Origin of the sequence: Wolbachia endosymbiont (group A) of Andrena helvola (genome assembly GCF_964028415.1) — a bacterium.
In the GTDB taxonomy this organism is placed as follows: domain Bacteria; phylum Pseudomonadota; class Alphaproteobacteria; order Rickettsiales; family Anaplasmataceae; genus Wolbachia; species Wolbachia pipientis.
Genome location: NZ_OZ034779.1, coordinates 1459412 through 1476959 on the forward strand (window position 1 = coordinate 1459412; position 17548 = coordinate 1476959).

The 17548-nt window shown below is 35.5% G+C and carries 15 protein-coding genes, 1 tRNA gene and 3 pseudogenes; 12 read left to right on the plus strand and 7 right to left on the minus strand.

Going from position 1 to position 17548, the window contains the following annotated elements:
• Nucleotides 1–40: 40 nt before the first annotated feature.
• The 6 genes from ABWU73_RS07555 to petA all read left to right on the plus strand — a co-directional run bounded on the left by ABWU73_RS07555 (nt 41) and on the right by petA (nt 5599).
• Nucleotides 41–568 carry a biotin transporter BioY gene (locus ABWU73_RS07555; protein ID WP_151807512.1) on the plus strand — a complete coding sequence of 176 codons (528 nt, stop codon included), beginning with the start codon at nt 41–43 and terminating at the stop codon, nt 566–568.
• Nucleotides 565–954, plus strand: a complete 390-nt coding sequence (locus ABWU73_RS07560) for a DUF1284 domain-containing protein (RefSeq protein WP_151807511.1) — start codon at nt 565–567, stop codon at nt 952–954. The genes ABWU73_RS07555 and ABWU73_RS07560 overlap by 4 nt, the downstream gene beginning before the upstream one ends.
• 168 nt (nt 955–1122) lie before the next feature.
• A complete protein-coding gene (locus tag ABWU73_RS07565) occupies nt 1123–1998 on the plus strand; it encodes a tetratricopeptide repeat protein (protein WP_264329413.1) in 876 nt (291 codons plus the stop codon).
• Between the two features lie 81 nt (nt 1999–2079).
• A tRNA-Val gene (locus ABWU73_RS07570) sits at nt 2080–2152 on the plus strand.
• Nucleotides 2153–2204: 52 nt separating this feature from the next.
• Complete coding sequence (gyrA, locus tag ABWU73_RS07575; protein ID WP_264329412.1) at nt 2205–4907, plus strand: DNA topoisomerase (ATP-hydrolyzing) subunit A; 2703 nt, start codon at nt 2205–2207, stop codon at nt 4905–4907.
• Nucleotides 4908–4999: 92 nt separating this feature from the next.
• Nucleotides 5000–5599, plus strand: a complete 600-nt coding sequence (gene petA / locus ABWU73_RS07580; RefSeq protein ID WP_010963095.1) for a ubiquinol-cytochrome c reductase iron-sulfur subunit — start codon at nt 5000–5002, stop codon at nt 5597–5599.
• Between the two features lie 18 nt (nt 5600–5617).
• Here petA and priA read toward each other — a convergent pair whose 3' ends face one another.
• The gene (gene priA / locus ABWU73_RS07585) at nt 5618–7960 is read right to left on the minus strand and encodes a primosomal protein N' (protein ID WP_209472365.1); all 2343 of its coding nucleotides are present in this window, start codon (nt 7958–7960) and stop codon (nt 5618–5620) included.
• Between the two features lie 144 nt (nt 7961–8104).
• On the opposite strand from priA, the gene ABWU73_RS07590 reads away from it, so the two are divergent.
• The 5 genes and pseudogenes from ABWU73_RS07590 to ABWU73_RS07610 form a co-directional block, all read left to right on the plus strand.
• A complete protein-coding gene (locus ABWU73_RS07590; protein ID WP_353285487.1) occupies nt 8105–9529 on the plus strand; it encodes a hypothetical protein in 1425 nt (474 codons plus the stop codon).
• 65 nt (nt 9530–9594) lie between these two features.
• Nucleotides 9595–10731, plus strand: a pseudogene (locus tag ABWU73_RS07595) (IS4-like element ISWen1 family transposase); the annotation flags it as partial.
• A 77-nt stretch (nt 10732–10808) separates the two neighbouring features.
• Nucleotides 10809–11897 (plus strand): IS481 family transposase, encoded by a 1089-nt coding sequence (locus ABWU73_RS07600; protein ID WP_264329420.1) that lies wholly within the window; start codon nt 10809–10811, stop codon nt 11895–11897.
• A gap of 32 nt (nt 11898–11929) precedes the next feature.
• Nucleotides 11930–12127, plus strand: a pseudogene (locus ABWU73_RS07605) (IS4 family transposase); the annotation flags it as partial.
• Between the two features lie 13 nt (nt 12128–12140).
• Nucleotides 12141–12536: pseudogene (locus ABWU73_RS07610) on the plus strand (hypothetical protein); the annotation flags it as partial.
• A 72-nt stretch (nt 12537–12608) separates the two neighbouring features.
• On the opposite strand, the gene thyX reads toward ABWU73_RS07610, so the two are convergent.
• The 3 genes from thyX to ABWU73_RS07625 form a co-directional block, all read right to left on the minus strand.
• Nucleotides 12609–13463, minus strand: coding sequence for an FAD-dependent thymidylate synthase (gene thyX / locus ABWU73_RS07615; protein ID WP_010082033.1), 855 nt, complete (start codon nt 13461–13463; stop codon nt 12609–12611).
• Between the two features lie 9 nt (nt 13464–13472).
• Complete coding sequence (murA, locus tag ABWU73_RS07620) at nt 13473–14750, minus strand: UDP-N-acetylglucosamine 1-carboxyvinyltransferase (protein ID WP_006279833.1); 1278 nt, start codon at nt 14748–14750, stop codon at nt 13473–13475.
• Between the two features lie 155 nt (nt 14751–14905).
• Complete coding sequence (locus tag ABWU73_RS07625; protein WP_264329410.1) at nt 14906–15406, minus strand: CPBP family intramembrane glutamic endopeptidase; 501 nt, start codon at nt 15404–15406, stop codon at nt 14906–14908.
• Between the two features lie 181 nt (nt 15407–15587).
• Here ABWU73_RS07625 and ABWU73_RS07630 point away from each other — a divergent pair, with 181 nt between their 5' ends.
• Nucleotides 15588–15812 (plus strand): hypothetical protein, encoded by a 225-nt coding sequence (locus ABWU73_RS07630; protein WP_010082031.1) that lies wholly within the window; start codon nt 15588–15590, stop codon nt 15810–15812.
• A 40-nt stretch (nt 15813–15852) separates the two neighbouring features.
• Here the strand turns inward: ABWU73_RS07630 and ABWU73_RS07635 are convergent, their stop codons facing one another.
• Genes ABWU73_RS07635 through acpP form a run of 3 tightly spaced genes read right to left on the minus strand, consistent with a single transcriptional unit; the run spans nt 15853 to nt 17527 of the window.
• Complete coding sequence (locus ABWU73_RS07635; protein WP_255322260.1) at nt 15853–15978, minus strand: hypothetical protein; 126 nt, start codon at nt 15976–15978, stop codon at nt 15853–15855.
• 3 nt (nt 15979–15981) lie between these two features.
• Nucleotides 15982–17253 carry a beta-ketoacyl-ACP synthase II gene (gene fabF / locus ABWU73_RS07640; RefSeq protein ID WP_265017794.1) on the minus strand — a complete coding sequence of 424 codons (1272 nt, stop codon included), beginning with the start codon at nt 17251–17253 and terminating at the stop codon, nt 15982–15984.
• A 13-nt stretch (nt 17254–17266) separates the two neighbouring features.
• Nucleotides 17267–17527, minus strand: a complete 261-nt coding sequence (acpP, locus tag ABWU73_RS07645; protein WP_006279836.1) for an acyl carrier protein — start codon at nt 17525–17527, stop codon at nt 17267–17269.
• Between the last annotated feature and the right edge of the window lie 21 nt (nt 17528–17548).

Here is a 17548-nt window from a genome sequence, read left to right on the forward strand (position 1 = left end):
ACATATATTACATTTAATAAGTTATTTTTATTGGGAAGGTATGTTTATAACACAATCTAGCAGCAGATCAACACTGGCTGAAATATTGTCTTGCGTTTTACTTTTATTCTTGATGGCTCAAATAAGTATACCATTGCAGCCTGTGCCTATCACATTGCAAACTTTAGGAGTAATGCTTATTGGGCTTAAATTTAACCGCAGAACAGCATTCTATTCTGTGCTTACATATCTATCACTTGGTGCAGCAGGATTGCCTGTTCTTGCAAATTTTTCTGGTGGTTATCACGCTCTCCTTGGACCAACAGGTGGATATTTAATTGGCTGTTTAGCTGCTGTTATGGTAATGAGCAAAGTAAATGAATTACTGAACTCTAAGTATAAATCATTTGTATGTAATTCTTTAAGTTGTCTGGCTGGTACAGTTGTAATCTTTATTTGTGGTGTTAGTTGGCTTGCTGTTTACTTGGGTCTGGAACAAGCAATAATGGTGGGTGTTTTACCATTTATCCTTCCTGGTTTGATAAAAATTTTTCTACTTGTAGCAGCTTTGCAATATTTGAAAAAATGATAAAATTCCGCCCTCATCATTTCATGTGCACCCTCGCGTTTCGGGGATATGGGTATTCTCAGGGTTTTGTAGAAAATTATAGGAAGATAGCAAGTGAAGTGGTTAGTACTCAAATCGAAGTAGTTGGCAATCTTGATAGTATTTGTAGTGCTTGCCCAAACCAGACTAAACAAGGTAAATGCACCGAACAAGCTAAAGTTTTAGAGCTAGATAGAAGGCATATGGAAATTTTAGGAATTAAAATTGGCGAGACTTTGACCTGGAGTGAAGCGGTAGAAAAGATTAGAGAGAAAATGTCTTTAAAGAAATTCGAGTACGCATGCGAGGGGTGCAACTGGCAGCCATATGGAATATGTAAAAATGCCCTTTTAAATCTACAAAGGTAGTTGACAAAATGTTAAGATAAATTGAAGCATTTTTGTGGAAATAAAGCGAAATATGGAAGACAAAAGATAAATGCATTCTGAAAGGCTACACAGCATGTTCGTCCCGCTAATTAATAATATCTTTATTATTGTATGAGATAGGTAATTTAGCATTTATGAATTTGTAATGTGTTGCATATAGCTCAAAGAAATAAGGTTTACTGGTTACACGCTGCAGCCAATGCCACAACACTAGGACCTATGTTTATCTGCATGTTAATTTGCGTTGTGATTTTATGGAGGTCTTCTGTTACCTATGCTAGTGAAAATTTGGAGATACAGAAGGCCTTTGATAGTGTTGTCAAGCATATAAAAGCTGATAAAAAATATAAAGATCTTGATGTTATTGAGAGAAAAAGTGACAAATTTAATATCAAAATTTCGCAGAATTCTGGCAAGAGTTTTGACATATACTCTACTTTAAAAAAAGCAAAAGATTCCTTTGAGTCAGGAGATAATGAAACAGCTATTTCTCTCCTTAATCAGATTACCGCAAAGTTTCCTTATCATAAAAATGCTTTAATTGGATTGGGGAACATTTATTACGCTAATAAAGAATACAAAAAAGCTGTAGAGATTTACACAAGACTGTTAAAAGAACACCCTAGTAACCCTTACATATTAAAAAATTTTCTGACGATAATCTCACAATATGATCCTGATCTGGCGTTGAGTGAAATGTTAAAATTGTATGATATACATAAAAATTATGCTCCTTTATTAGCAAATTTAGGTCTGATCTATATGAAAAAGGAGGATTATGTAAAAGGTAAAGAGTATATGATAACTGCTATTTCCCTCGATGAAAACAATATTTTTTATACTTATAATTTAGCTGTTATTCTAGATAAACTTTCAGATTTTAAAAATGCTACAATATTCTACTTAAAATTGTTGAACATGGCTACAACTTCGAAAGATGTGAGTGAAAAAATACCTTTATACAAAGTGACAGCAAGACTAAAATTTATAAAACTTCACAGCACGCACCCAAAGATTTCATAAAAGCTTATAGCTTACCTAAAGCTAATTTATCGCTATTTTTGTTTACAATAATAATATTGAGCTATAGAATTAGATCTAAAGGGGCAATTAGCTCAGCTGGTAGAGCATCTCGTTTACACCGAGGAGGTCGGCAGTTCAAGTCTGTCATTGCCCATTTGCTTAACTGAATGTTAGTATTATTAATTACTTCAATCAAAATATAGAAAATGCAGGATAATATAGTACCAATCTCAATAGTAAAAGAGCTGGAAGATTCTTATCTCTCCTACGCAATGAGCGTTATCATAAGCCGGGCTATACCTGACGTGCGGGATGGATTTAAACCTGTTCACAGGCGCATATTATATGCAATGTCAAGAGCTGGATTCGATGCCGGTAAGCCATATAAAAAAGCAGCTCGTATAGTTGGGGATGTAATGGGGAAATATCACCCACATGGTGATGCAGCTATTTACGATTCCTTGGTTAGAATGGCCCAAGATTTCTCTCTTCTTTTACCACTTGTTGATGGGCAAGGTAACTTTGGTTCGATAGATGGAGATCCACCAGCTTCAATGCGATACACAGAAGCAAGACTTCAAAAAGTGTCGCACTTTTTACTGAATGATATTGATGAAGATACAGTTAATTTTAGGCCAAACTACGATGGAAATGAAACAGAACCAGTTGTGCTGCCTGCAGAGTTTCCGAATCTATTGGTAAACGGTGCAAGTGGTGTTGCAGTTGGTATGGCAACCAATATTCCTTCTCATAATCTTGGAGAAATAATAGATGCTTGTATATTATATGTAAATAATCCTGAAGTTACTTTGGATGAGTTACTTGAAGTGATGCCAGGGCCGGATTTTCCAACTGGGGGAACAATTCTTGGAAGGTCTGGAATAAGATCAGCATTTGCAACTGGTCGTGGATCAATTGTTGTGCAAGGCAAGACTCATATAGAAGATCTGCCACAAGATAGGCAAGCAATAGTGATTGATGAAATACCTTACCAGGTAAATAAAGTAAAATTAATTGAGAAGATAGGTGAGCTTGTAAAAGAAAAAAGAATTGATGGTATAACAGAAATTAGGGATGAGTCCGATAAGTCTGGTATTAGAGTAGTAATTGACCTCAAAAGAAATGCTGAAGCAAGTTTTATACTTAATCAAATATTGGGGCTAACTCCACTAAGAAGTAGTTTTAGTGTTAACACTTTAGTGCTCAATAACAACAGGCCTGCTTTGATGTCATTGAAAGAAATCATAACTGCTTTTGTTGATTTTAGAAAAGAAGTATTAATCAGGAGAACAGAATTTCGTCTAAGAAAAACGAGGGAAAAAGCTCATATATATATAGGGCTCTACATTGCGGTCCTCAGCATAGATGAAGTGATAAAAATCATCCGCGGTGCAAAAGATCCTGCGGAAGCAAGTAGAGAACTTTTAAATAAAGAATGGAAAACTTCGAATGAAATCAATACTATTATCGAGTTGATTTCAGATAGCGCAAGTTTTTTGAAAGATGGAGTGTATAGATTAACTGAGCTACAAATTAAAGCTATCCTTGATATGAAACTGCAGCGTTTAACAGGCCTTGAAAAAGACAAATTAGAAGCTGAGCTAAGTTCAATGATCAACCTGATAAAAGAATATATCGCTTTTCTTGGCTCAGGAGAGAAGTTGATGAAAGAAATAAAAAACAATCTACAAGAAATAAAGAACAGATTTGCTGTGCCGCGAAAAACTTCAATAGAAGAGTCAGACGCGGACATTGAAGCTGAAGATCTAATTCCACAAGAGGATATGGTGATAACCGTAACTATGAATGGTTATATCAAGCGTGTAAAACTTTCTCACTACAGAACTCAGCGTCGTGGTGGAAAAGGAAAGCTAGGACAGGGATTAAAAGAAGAGGATGTAATCACAGAATTATTTGTTGGAAATACCCATACTAGCTTTTTATTCTTTTCTAACATTGGTCGAGTTTATAGATTAAAAGTTTATAAGTTACCTCTTGCAGAGCCAACCGCACGTGGAAGAGCACTTGTTAACATATTTCCGCTTAGCGATGGTGAAACTATAACTAATATCATGCCATTGCCAAGTGAAAATGACGAAAATCAAAACATAGTTTTTGCTACTGCCTATGGAAACATAAGGCGTAACTCCTTAGCGGACTTTCACTATATTCCAAGCAATGGAAAAATAGCAATAAAGCTCGATGAAGGAGACAAATTAATATCGGTTAAAGTATGCAATGCAATTGATCATGTTTTTCTTTCAACAAGATTCGGCAAAAGTATCAGATTTGTTGTAAGTGATGTGCGTCAATTTAAAAGTCGCAATTCAGATGGCGTAAGAGGTATCAAACTTGCAAAGAATGACAGCGTGATATCCATGACCATATTAAATGGGATAGGTGTAGCAACAGAAACAAAAGAACTTTACTTAAAAGTTCCACTTGCAAAAAGACTGGGAACTGCAATTAATAACTCCATTGATTCTAAATTGGAAAAGACTTTGAATGATTTAGGAATAGATAACGAATTATTCTTAAAACTTGCAGTGAATGAGGAGTTTATATTAACTATTACTGAAAATGGCTTTGGTAAAAGAACTTCTGCGTATGAGTATAGAGTAACTAACAGGGGTGGTGTTGGTATCACCAATATTCTTACTACTAGCAGAAACGGTAATGTTGTTGCTAGTTTTCCAGTTGAGCAGGGTGATAATATAATGCTTATTACAGATAAAGGAAAGTTAATTCGCATTTCGGTCAATGAGATTAGAATTGCAGGACGCAGCACTCAAGGAGTCACTCTGTTTAAAACAGAAAGTAGAGAAAAAGTGGTGTCAGTAGCGAAAATTGAAGATCCTGATTCCACTGAAGATAGTATTTTTGAAGTTGAAAACTCTATCGCTTCTTAACCGTAGTATAGGTTAAACAAAAAGCGCAAGTTTTTGTTGATTAATACGCAGTATTTAAATTAAAATATATACTTATGGCTAAGTAAAGATCAATGGACAAAAAATTAACTAAAAATAAAAAACCACTGGCAGACAAAGAGGATAAAAAAACACCTCCTGTTAAAGATCTTACTAAAAATAAGAGTAGGAGAGATTTTATAACATTAACTACATGCGCTATGGCAGGTATAGGAGCTGCAAGCGGACTTTGGCCACTGGTTAAATCTATGAATCCTTCTGCTGAAGTTCTAGCAACTTCCACAGTGGAGGTGAATTTGTCTGGAATTCAGGAAGGACACGGAGTAAAAGTAAAGTGGCAAGGTAAACCAGTATTCATTCGTAGACGCACAAAGCAAGAAATTGAGGCTGCAAGAGCTGTGAATGTGAAGAGCTTGAGGGATCCTCAATTAGATGAGCAGAGAGTATACGAAGGAAAAGACGAATGGTTAATTATGCTTGGAATATGTACACATCTTGGGTGTGTACCGGTTGACCACGCTACAAGAGATGGTAATGGTTGGTTCTGTCCTTGCCACGGTTCATATTATGATACATCAGGTCGAGTAATTGGGGGTCCTGCACCGAAAAATATGGCTGTACCTGATTATTTTTTTCCCAGTGAGAATGTTGTGGTAATTGGCAAGAAGGCTTAACGAATATAAATAAACTCGTTAAAAAAAACTCACAGGATCAACATCTATTATCACTGCAATACTCGAATTCAAGTTACAATTTTTAATCCAATATTTCAGCTTTTTTTGTATGGATAGACTATGCTTATTGTGTATTTTTAATAATACCCTATACCGATACTTATTATTTAAAAAATTTATCGCTGCTGGTGATGGGCCAAGAATTTCAAATTCCTTTTTGTCTACACCTACATTTTTTTCCTGGATACAAATAGTTGAGCTACTTGAATGACAGAGAAGAGATTTTACTATTTCATTCGCTGCTTTTTGTGTTGCAATCTGATTCTTACCACAGATTATAAGCGCTATTAATCTGCTAAATGGTGGCATTTTGGCTTCGCGTCTTGACTTAAGTTCGATTTCATAAAATGAGTCTCTTTTTTGATGCAGCAATGCTTTTATTATTGAACTTTCAGGATTATTGGTTTGCACTATTACCATTCCTTTTTCATTAAACCTTCCTGATCTGCCTGCAACTTGGTGCAATAATTGATACGTCTTTTCCGCTGCTCTCAAATCAGAATTTTCGAGACTCAAATCTGCATTCATTACTCCAACCAAAGTTAATTTGGGAAAATTGTGCCCTTTAGCAATTATTTGTGTGCCGATTATAATGTTCACCTCTTCTTTCAATATCAAGTCAATTACGTTACTAACCGACTTCTGATCGCTGCTTATCATCGCAGTTTTTGCGTTTGGTATTAATTTCACCATTTCTTCAAGCAACCTTTCAATTCCTATGCCGTAGAGGGACAATGGCTGTTCACTTTGGCAATTAGAGCATTTTTCTGGAAGTTTCAATTGATAAGAGCAGTGGTGGCACAAAAGAGCATTTTTTTTCTTGTGATATGTAAGCCAAACAGCACAATTTAAGCAGGAAATTTTATATCCACACTTTTTACAAATTGCCAGTTGTGCATACCCTCTGCGGTTTAGAAAAAGCATAACCTGCTGTTTTTTCTCTATGGTTTGTTTGATGCTTTCAAAAAGCTCAGAGGAGATCCATTGCTTGTTGTTCCTCATATCTACTACTTTAATGAGTGGCAATTCTGCACCACCAAATCGTTTAGTTAGCTTTACATGATTGTAATTCCCGTTTTTAACATGATGAATCGTTTCAAGCAGTGGAGTAGCTGATGATAAAATAATCGGAATATTTTCAAATTTGGCTAAGATTATCGCCATATCTCGAGCATTATATATAATTCCCTGTTCTTGTTTAAAAGATGAGTCGTGCTCTTCATCAACGATAATCAATTTTAGGTTTTTATAAGGCAAAAAAAGCGCTGACCGTGCACCAATAATTATCTGCGCATTTCCATTTGCTATATTGAGCCAATTATTCCGGCGAGTTTTTGGAGTGAGCCCTGAGTGCCATTCAACTAAGTTTTTTGATATCTGACCGCGAACACGATTTACCAATTGTGAAGTTAAAACAATTTCAGGTAGGAGGATTAAAATTTGTGTATTACCTTCTCCTGATGTCATTTCAACATATTCTGGTGTCATACTAGTACGTGGCAAAGACGGTATGCTAAATGTTACAGTGGGTTTTGCCTTGAGTATAAAGGTGTCATTCCAGTGCTTGACACTGGAATCCAGGAATTTTGATTGTAAATTAGGTATTGGTTTTAAGTTAAAATAAACATTTGTAATGAGGTTATATGAAAAACTGGATCCCAGTGTCAGGCTACTCGGATGACACCCTCTTGGTAGACCCAAATCACAATGTTCGTACAGTTGTGTCTCTGGGCACTGGGATGGTAAAGTCTGAGCAGCATTTGGAACGGCAGTGTAATTCTTAATCAATTGTGCAATCACAGAGAGATAAACTTCCGTTTTTCCAGATCCTGTCTCACCGTCAAGCAAAGTCACTGAATACTCGTTCAAATTGCTGATTATTTTATCACTAGCTATCTGCTGTTCAGGGCTTAATTGGCAACTTATTTCACTTGTTTCCTGCTTTTGTTCAACACAAACCAATTTATCTATGTGATTTACTTTTAACACTCCTCCCATTATCACTTTGGCAAGCATACCAATAGGTATTAAATTGTATTGTGCAACCCACTCTGCAAATGCAATCAATTTTGGTCTAATATTTGGTAAATCGATTTTTTGCTCAATAAATTTTAATTCTCGGTTACTTTTATCACTGTATTTCCAAACTATTCCGATTAAGCGTTTTTTGCCAAATGGCACCACTACGTAATCTCCAAGTAAAATCTCAGTATTTTCCTCAATTGCGTATGAAAATAACTGATCAATTGGAAGTGGTAGTAATACGTCAACTGTTTTTGCCATAGTGATTGAGTTTAACATTGTTTTAAAGAGCTTGTAACTTTATTAAGCTTGGCAATATAGATGAATCGGTACAGAGAAAATCTTAACGTTTAACACATTTTTCATAGTACAGACCGTATGATTGATAAATAAAATGATTTATAGAATTTGTGGAGGCTACCAATGGTCAACGACAAGATTACTTTGAACTTTGAAATAGAAAAAGGCGAACCTATAGATCGATACTACTTTTCTGCACATATAAAGCTTACAGATGAAAGCAAAAATCTTTTGTGCGAGAAGCTTGGCAGTACAATTCAATTCGATAATCTAGATGATCACTTCAATCTTAACCATGAGAATTTTTATATCTACTACAACAAATATAGTGAGCACAATGGTAGAAGTGAGCTACACGTTAGGGATGATAACGGTAAATATTTAACCTCCAATCTTCCACTTAATTACTATGGATTCTCAATGGAACTATCACCTGACGGAGCGTCAATTGCAGATTATGGTTTTTATCCTCTGTATGCAATCTATAACCCAAATCACTATGATAAAGCAAAGGAAAAAGTATTTGATGATCACGGTGAATTGTCACCAATTGCATCAAATGTGTTAGATAATTTTTTAAGCAACACAAATAGCTTAACCACACAAGATATATTACAAAATGTATTCTCACAACTGCAGAAGAAAGCTGATGAAGAAGCAGAAAGATTGGCAAGAGAGAGAGAAGCAGAAAGACAAAGGGAGGAAGAGTTAAATGAAAAGAACGAGGAGTTAAAAGAACTTGTAGAAAAGGATGAGATTAAAATATTCAAAGTGGTAAAAGGTAATGATTTAGGTAATGGGCATTCAGCAGTAGTTTTACAACTTGATGGGGAAGAAGGTGACAAGATACCTCTCGACTCTAGTAAATACTACATAGCAGAGTATAGACACCACCCAGAATGGGAAGGCGATGAATATTTAAATTTTGTTAGCCCTGATAGTGATATGCTGGTTAATTATGAAAACTTATTTTTTGTGCTCAATCAAAGCTCCTACTCAGACTTTGAAAGTGGGTTTTATTCAGAAAACAGAACCGATCCCCATAATTATGCTAAATATTCAAAGGAACCATATTTGAGTGGTGACCAGCTATCTGAAAAATTATCTAATGAATTGGAGGAAGATAGCAATCAGATAGGTACTGAATTTACAATTGATGATGAGCAAGTAGACGAAGAAGTTGTGGTAGAGAGTGAAGCCAAGTCTGGGGAGAAAGGAACGGTTGGTGAGGATAACGCAAAAAATACTATACAGGAAGAAGAATCTAACTATATAGATCAAATGCAAGCGGATGATAGCAGCAGTTATAAACCAGCTTTGCAAAGCAATCGTGATGATTATGCTGATACGAAAAAAGCTCTGCAGGAAAAATTGCATGGAGATGAAATACACAAGCAAAGTAATGAGAAAGCTCAAAAAGATATAGAAGTAAAAAAAGTAACTGTGGAAACTGACAGTAGCAGTAATAAGACTGAAAAACAAACAAAACCAACAGAAGATGAACAAGAAACTGTTATGGCAAGCATACGCGTCAAGTTAAGGAAATAAAGGTATGAAAGAGATAGAATAATAAGGTATAAGTTCTCCCAGATATACTTTTAGTGAGAGAACCAATGAATAAAATAACTTGCTTATCAAAAAAGCTCAAAGAATTTTTTAATGAAAAAGCAGAGAAAATCTCAATTACAACAAGGTTTATAAAAAGAAAGAGAAAGCTAAAAGGTTCATCATTCGTAAAAGCCATGGTCTTGGGTAATATAGGAGTTGATAATTGTAGCGTAGAAACAATGTGTCAATTACTAAACGAGGACTCGATAGATATAACAAAACAAGGTTTGGATTTTAGATTTACTGAAGAAGCAGTGGAATTTATGAAAAGGATGTATAATGAATCTGTGATTCTCTTTAAAAATATCTTGCAAGTTGATTGCAAAATCTTACAGCAATTTAATAGTGTTAAATTATTGGACAGTAGCTATATTACTCTACCTAACAGTATGGAAGAGATGTATAAAGGTTATGGTACTAGCTACAGTGGCTATGAAAGCAATACTAAGTCTGGAATAAAGTTACAATTAGTTTTCGACTACATGAATCAGATAATAGACCAACTTAATTTAACGGAGGGGGTAAGATCAGACCAGGGATATAGGAAACATTTAAGTAATATATTAAGCAATGATTTGCTAATATCTGATCTCGGTTATTTTGTGCCAAGTTCTTTTAAACAAATCAATGAAATAGGAGCTTATTTCATAAGTCGTTATAAATCCGATACCAACATATATGATGTAGAAACAAATCAAAAAATGGAGTTATTAGAATGTTTAGAGGATAAGTTATTTTTAGAAAACGAGGTATTGTTAGGAAAAGAAGCAAAAATTAGAGTAAGAATTATATGTCAGAAACTAACTGAAGAACAGTCTATGGCCAGAAGAAGGAAAGCTAATAGATTAGCAAGATCGCAGGGATATACATCCTCTAAAAGAAATCAAAAATTGTTGAACTGGTCAATATTTATAACTAATGTTCCAGAAAATAAAATTAGTGCTGAGCAAGTATTAACGATTTACAGAGTAAGGTGGCAAATTGAGTTATTATTTAAATTGTATAAAAGCCATATCAGGCTTGATAAGCTAAAAGGAAAGCCATGCAGAGTATTATGTGAACTATATGCTAAATTGTGCGCAATTCTTATATTTCACGGCATAGTTGGTTGCACAGAAGTGAAAAAGAATACAGAACTTAGCTGTAATAGTTCAGACTTGATCTGACAGGCGAACAAAGTAAGATAAAAATATGAATAAATTTTAAAGGAGTGTCAGATATGAGTACAACACAAGAAAAAATACTAAAACCAAAGTTGGGATTGCTAGAACTTGCAAAGCAATTAGGAAATGTATCACAGGCGTGTAAGGTAATGGGATATTCAAGGGATACATTTTACCGCTTCAAAGAACTGTATGAAAAAGGAGGAGAAGAGGCTTTACACGAGATAAGCAAAAGCAAGCCATTATATGCAAATAGGGTATCGGAGGATATAGAAAAAGCAGTAATTGAAATAGCAATAGAATTTCCAGCGTATGGACAAGAAAGAGCAGCAAACGAACTGAAAAAGAGAGGAATTCTCATCTCTGCAAGTGGAATAAGATCAGTGTGGCAAAGAAACGATCTTGAGAATTTCAAAAAGAGGTTAAAGGCATTAGAAGCAAAAGTAGCTCAAGATGGCATTATCTTAACAGAAGAGCAGATAACAGCTCTAGAGAAGGCTAAGGAAGAAAAAGAGGCCCATGGAGAAATTGAAACAGAACATCCAGGATACTTGGGTAGCCAAGATAGCTATTATGTGGGTAATATCAAAGGTATTGGACGAATTTACCAACAAACCTTTGTTGATACCTACTCTAGAGTTGCTTTTGCTAAGCTTTATACAGAAAGGACTGCTATTACAGCTGCAGACCTTCTCAATGATAGGGTGATACCGTTTTTTGATGAACAGAAAGTATCATTGCTACGCATTTTGACGGATCGTGGTACAGAGTACTGTGGCAGACCTGAAAATCACGCTTACCAGCTGTATTTGGGGGTAGAAAATATTGATCATTCTCGAACCAAAGCTCGTTCTCCACAAACTAATGGCATCTGTGAAAGGTTCCACAGAACTATGCAAGATGAATGCTACAATATTATCTTCAGAAAGAAAATTTACACCTCTTTGGCAGAGCTTCAGCTAGATGTAGACCATTGGGTGCATTCTTACAATAGATCTCGACCGCATTCAGGTAAATATTGCTATGGTAAGACACCTATGCAAACCTTTTTTGATAGTATGCATATTGCTTATCAGAAAAATATTGATAGCATTAAACAGGATGCTGATTTTGGTTTTGACTTTGTCAATTCTTCTGTCAGTTAATTCACGCCTGTCAGATCAAGTCTGAACTATTACAACTTAGCTTAACAAAGGCATTTATTGAGCTAAAAAGGCGGGTTAGAGAGTTATTTTTAGTATTAACCAAAATTAATAGTTTAAAAGCATTTCTTAAAAAACTCACTATAACTTGGTCGCGATTTTCATTAAAAGACAAACGTAGAAGGGCTAGAGTATCCACTTTAACCTCTCTAAATTTGCTCACAATCTCTTAACTTGACGCGTATGGTTATGGCAAGTGTGATAGAAAATATGGATAAAAATTCTGATATTGAAGCAGAAACTTCTAACAGTGTTGCAAATTCACAACATCCCTTAAAAATAAAGACAGGAAGTCCTCTTGAAGTGGGAAAGTATAAGGTGGAGCTGCAAGTGACATATGATGATGTAAAGAATTTTTATGATACCGTACGTGGTAAATATCATGCTGGCGATGGATATAACTACGAACAAGTAATGGTTTTATATAATGAAATTGTTAGGCCCGCTCACAATCATCATTACGAGCTGTTTACTCTTGATGAAGCACATGTTGCTAATGATCACCTGTTTATCAAGGGTCAGGATTTTGGAACTCTAAATGATTTTAATGAGATGTTCTATAAAAGTGATGAGTTAATGTGATGTAAAAAGCAAGATTCAATCTGGTGAACGAGAGTTAACTGACAGAGGAGATTGACACGTATGCCTTTATCTTTAAGATTGTTTATCAAGTATAGACATCAGCTCGCCCCATTCTCTTTTACCAATATTACTTTCTTCTCTAGTAACGTTTTCCCCTTTAATTAATTTGCGAATTATTTCTAGACCAGTTCTTGAAATACAGGCTGATTCTAGGCAATATTCAACAAAGGCATTGTAGGCCAGTGGAACCCATTTTTTTATTATATCCAGCATAACTTCTGCATAAACTCTGATTTCATATTGGGCATGCTTATCAGCTCTAAGCTTCAAAAAATGAAGGAGATTATGCAGATCTATTTTCCAATAAAATTGCGTGTAGTAATTAAGCATTAGGTTAGTTCTGGCAATTTCTCTTGCAAGCCCCTGCTCAATAAATTTTTCATAATGAGAATATACTAAATTAGAGTCATTTATTAGAGAATCTATTATTTCCTTTGAGGTATCTGGATCAAAAGCTTCCCCGCTACCTTGTTTATTATTGTCAGATTGTTTTGCAACTTGTTCTGGTTTAGGTGTATAAAATTCATTATCAAGTATTGAATACCTTGCTGAATATTCATTCACATTTGCAGTTCTATGCCTTATCCATTGCCTTGCAACAAAAATTGGAAGTTTCACGTGAAACTTAATTTCACACATTTCAAATGGAGTTGTATGATGATGTCTCATTAAATACTTTATAAGTGCTTCATCCTGACTTATCTGTTTTGTTCCCTTGCCATAAGAAACACGAGCAGCTTGAACTATAGCGCTATCAGAGCCCATATAATCCACTACTCGAATAAATCCATGGTCTAATACCTTATGTTCTTCATATAAGATTGCATCTATTTCTTTTACTATAGTTCGTTTGGTTGCTTCATTCATAAAATATCCTCAAGACGAAATGGAGATATCAGCTCCACATGAATTGAGTTTTTCATGCATTGCTTCATATCCTCTCCATAAATGATGTGAATTGTTTATTATAGTTTCTCCACCGGCTACCAAAGAAGCAAGCACCAAAGCTGCTGTTGATCTTAAGTCAGTAGCATATAGATTAGCTCCAGATAAGCTTTTTATTCCACTTATAGTAGCTTTGCTTTTCTCGATGCTGATATTAGCACCTAACTTTCTCAATTCATCTGCATGTGTAAATCTGTTTTCAAAAATGTTCTCTTCAATTACTGATATCCCATCAGCGATGCACATTGCAGACATCAGTTGTGGTTGCATATCACTGGGAAAATTGGGATATGGATCTGTCGCAACGTTAGCAGACTTAATAGAGCCATTTTTTCTGGAAATAACAATGCCTCCATCATACAGTTCAACCATAGCTCCTATAGTCTCCAACTCATTTGTAATACACCTTATATCAGATAGATTTATTCCTTCCAACTCCAACTTACCACCGGTTATTATAGCAGCTAGTGCATAGGTGCCTGCTTCTATGCGATCTGGTATTATTTTATGAACACATCCATTTAGTGCTTCAACTCCTGTTATTATGACCTTTGTATTATCAATTTCAATATCAGCACCCATTTTCTTCAGAAAATCTATTAAATCAAGAACTTCCGGCTCAGTTGCAGCATTGTTTATTGTTGTCACTCCTTCTGCAAATGTTGCTGCCATTATTACATTTTCTGTTGCGCCAACACTTATTTTCTCAAATGTGATTTCTTTTCCTTGTAGCTTTCCTTTCACTGTTGCAATTATATTATAGCCGTCAATTTCAATTTTAGCTCCCATTTCTTCTAATGCTTTAATATGCATATCAACGGGACGCTTTCCAATGTTGCATCCACCAGGAAATGCTGTTCTCGCTTTGCCAAATCTGCTAAGCATTGGACCCAATATTAGAAAAGAAGTTCTTAGCTTACTTGCGGTTTTATATGGCATCACGTGATTGTTGATATTGCTGCAGTCAATTTTCAAAGTATGGTTCGCTTTATAATTTTTATTGTGCATAAAGTTCACTTCTGCTCCAAGACTTTCAAGCAACTTAGACATTAGATGCACATCAATTAAATCAGGTACATTATGCAAAATTACCGGGGAGCTACTTAATAGACTTGCTGCCATTATTGGTAAAACAGCATTTTTTGAGCCATTAATCTTGATTTTTCCGACCAAAGGTTTGTAGTTATTTCTTATTAATATCTTGTGCATTTAATTAGATATAAAGTATAATTCATTAGTTTATTGAAGTCTTACTAAGTATAATAGATTGACCGTAAAAGGCAAAATTTGCTTTTTCTTCCTCATCATCCCAGTGTCATGCTACCTGCATGACACCTGATGCGAATTGCCCCCGAAATTTTATACTATGAATTACTCAAATGACGCTCTCGAGCTTTATCAAACCAAATAACACCAATTGCAACAATGAAATAACCAGCTGCTCCTAATGTAAGGCGAATTACTGCATCGAAAGTTGACAGAGGAGGAGACGGCATTAGAATGCTCAAAACACTATACACAAGATTATTTGTTGCATGAGCAATAGTTACTGGCCAAATCGAGTTGTCTTTTTCAAACAACCAGGTAAACATTATAGACATTGCACAAATATAAAGGGTATAAGCACAAATAGTCGGGAATGTAAAGCCATCCTTCCACAAAGCTGAGCCAGCAACCACATAAGTTGGTATGTGCCATACTGACCAAATAATACCGACAATAATTGCTCTGATATAAAAATTTGATATTTTGCTTTTAAGATTTTTCAAAAGATAGCCACGCCAACCGATCTCTTCACCAAGAGACATAATGATCCACATCACAAAGGTTGATAATAAAACAAATAACATCACTAATGGACTCAAAACTGCACTCAAATCCTTTACACGGTCTAACGTAAAAGACTCTCGGAAAAATGAAAAACCGCAGTAAATTGACAAAAGACCATTGGAAATTAGCATACTTACCAGAATAAGTATAAACCCTAATAGACAGTTTTTTGGCGAACTAAGTTTAAAAAGATCCCTTACCTTCTGTTTATTATAAATGGTTAGCAAAATTGCAACTGAAGCCGGAACAAATGTTGTTAATAATGTTATGTCTTTGAAAGGTAAGCACCAAGCTATAATGCACGTCAAAAAATATGTAATTACAACAAATAATGTACAATTAATAGTGGTTAAATTCATGCATACGCCCATCAATTCCTTTTCTGCATTATTGATCTTTATTCATAAATTGTCAATAAAATACTTCTTCAGGGATGAATAGAATATTTTTTCTTTTTGAATTGCTATTGATAGTTTAATTTTTATATGTATTCCCTTTCACAACCGTTTGTCATCCCAGTGTCACGTGCTGGGATGACAGTAGGAGAGCTGCTTGCATGACAAGAGGAGGGTACTGGAATGACAAGAGGAAGACACTGGGGTGACATCAACTAAACTTGTCCAAATATGAGCGATGCATTAGTGCCACCAAAACCAAACGAATTAGAAAGTGCATATTGAATTTTATGCTCCTGAGCTTTAAACGGTACAAAATTTAAATCACATCCTTCTGAAGGCTTGTGTAAATTTAAGGTTGGCGGAATAATTCCATTATTTAACGCAAGAATACTGAATATTGCTTCAACGCTCCCTGCAGCACCAAGTAAATGTCCTATAGAAGATTTAGTTGAAGAAACAGGTATTTTATAAACGTAGTCACCGAATAACTGTTTCATTGCTATTACTTCAATTTTATCTCCAAGTGGCGTTGAAGTTCCATGTGCATTGATATACCCTACTTGATTGGGATTAATTTGTGCGCTCTTTAAAGCAAGCTGCATTGCCTTAAATGCGCCTCTTCCTTCTGGATGTGGTGCTGTAATGTGGTGCGCATCTCCTGTGAGTCCGTACCCAACCAGTTCAGCATGTATTTTTGCCCCCCTTTTTTTCGCATGTTCGTATTCCTCCAGCACCAATATACCTGCTCCTTCACCCATAACAAAACCATCGCGTTCTTCATCCCATGGCCTTGAAGCTTCTTCCGGTTTATCGTTAAATTTAGTTGATAACGCCTTCATAGATGCAAAACCTGCAATTCCAACGCTACACAGTGCACTTTCTGCTCCACCTGCAATCATAACATCCGCTTCACCAAGTTTTATAGTTCTTGCTGAGTTTATGATTGCATGCGCACCTGTTGCACATGCGGTTACTGCTGAATCGTTTGGACCTGTAAATTCGTATTTAATAGAAATATGGCCAGATATCAAATTTATTAGACTTGCAGGGACAAAAAATGGACTGACACGTCTGGGCCCTTTTTCCTGCATGGTAATAACATTTTCCTGAATTGACGGAAGACCACCTATACCAGAGCCAATAGTCACACCAACACGTTCCCGATTGATATTTTGGCTTTCCAAAATTAATGAATCATCTACTGCCTGAATAGCTGCTGCAATACCGTAATGGATAAAACGATCTGTCCTTTTTGAGTCTTTCTCAGAAATATAATCTAGTGGATTGAAATGGTGCTCAATGTTGTCTGATTGCAACGGCACCTGCCCTGCAATTTTGCAAGCAAGATCAGAAGAGTCAAATCTATCCGTATTGATTGCTTTTATGCCAGACTCACTTTTTATTAGCCTTGACCAAGTGTTGTCAACATCTGCCGCTAGTGGAGTGATTAAACCAACACCAGTGACTACTACTCTTCTGCTCATTTAACACTAACTATTAGCCTTTTTTATTATTAATGTACTCAACTATTTGCTCCATAGTTTCCATTTTTTGTGCGTCTTCATCTGGAATTTCTATTCCAAACTCTTCTTCTGCTGCCATGATGATTTCAACTGCATCTAAGCTGTCTGTACCATGCTCGGAAAGCTTTGAAGAGCTGTTGAATTTCTCTACATCCTTACTAATATGCTCTAGTATAATCTTTTTCACTTTTTCTTCTATGTCTTCTCTAGTGCTCTTTGCTAGTTCGCTATTCACATTTCTTACCAAAAAAATAAC

Coding starts and splice junctions, on each gene's coding strand:
- ABWU73_RS07555 (WP_151807512.1), top strand. CDS start 41: ATGTTTATAACACAATCTAGCAGCAGATCAACACTGGCTGAAATATTG.
- ABWU73_RS07560 (WP_151807511.1), top strand. CDS start 565: ATGATAAAATTCCGCCCTCATCATTTCATGTGCACCCTCGCGTTTCGG.
- gyrA (WP_264329412.1), top strand. CDS start 2,205: ATGCAGGATAATATAGTACCAATCTCAATAGTAAAAGAGCTGGAAGAT.
- petA (WP_010963095.1), top strand. CDS start 5,000: ATGGACAAAAAATTAACTAAAAATAAAAAACCACTGGCAGACAAAGAG.
- priA (WP_209472365.1), bottom strand. CDS start 7,960: ATGTTAAACTCAATCACTATGGCAAAAACAGTTGACGTATTACTACCA.
- ABWU73_RS07590 (WP_353285487.1), top strand. CDS start 8,105: ATGGTCAACGACAAGATTACTTTGAACTTTGAAATAGAAAAAGGCGAA.
- ABWU73_RS07600 (WP_264329420.1), top strand. CDS start 10,809: ATGAGTACAACACAAGAAAAAATACTAAAACCAAAGTTGGGATTGCTA.
- thyX (WP_010082033.1), bottom strand. CDS start 13,463: ATGAATGAAGCAACCAAACGAACTATAGTAAAAGAAATAGATGCAATC.
- murA (WP_006279833.1), bottom strand. CDS start 14,750: ATGCACAAGATATTAATAAGAAATAACTACAAACCTTTGGTCGGAAAA.
- ABWU73_RS07630 (WP_010082031.1), top strand. CDS start 15,588: ATGGTTAGCAAAATTGCAACTGAAGCCGGAACAAATGTTGTTAATAAT.
- ABWU73_RS07635 (WP_255322260.1), bottom strand. CDS start 15,978: ATGTCACCCCAGTGTCTTCCTCTTGTCATTCCAGTACCCTCCTCTTGT.
- fabF (WP_265017794.1), bottom strand. CDS start 17,253: ATGAGCAGAAGAGTAGTAGTCACTGGTGTTGGTTTAATCACTCCACTA.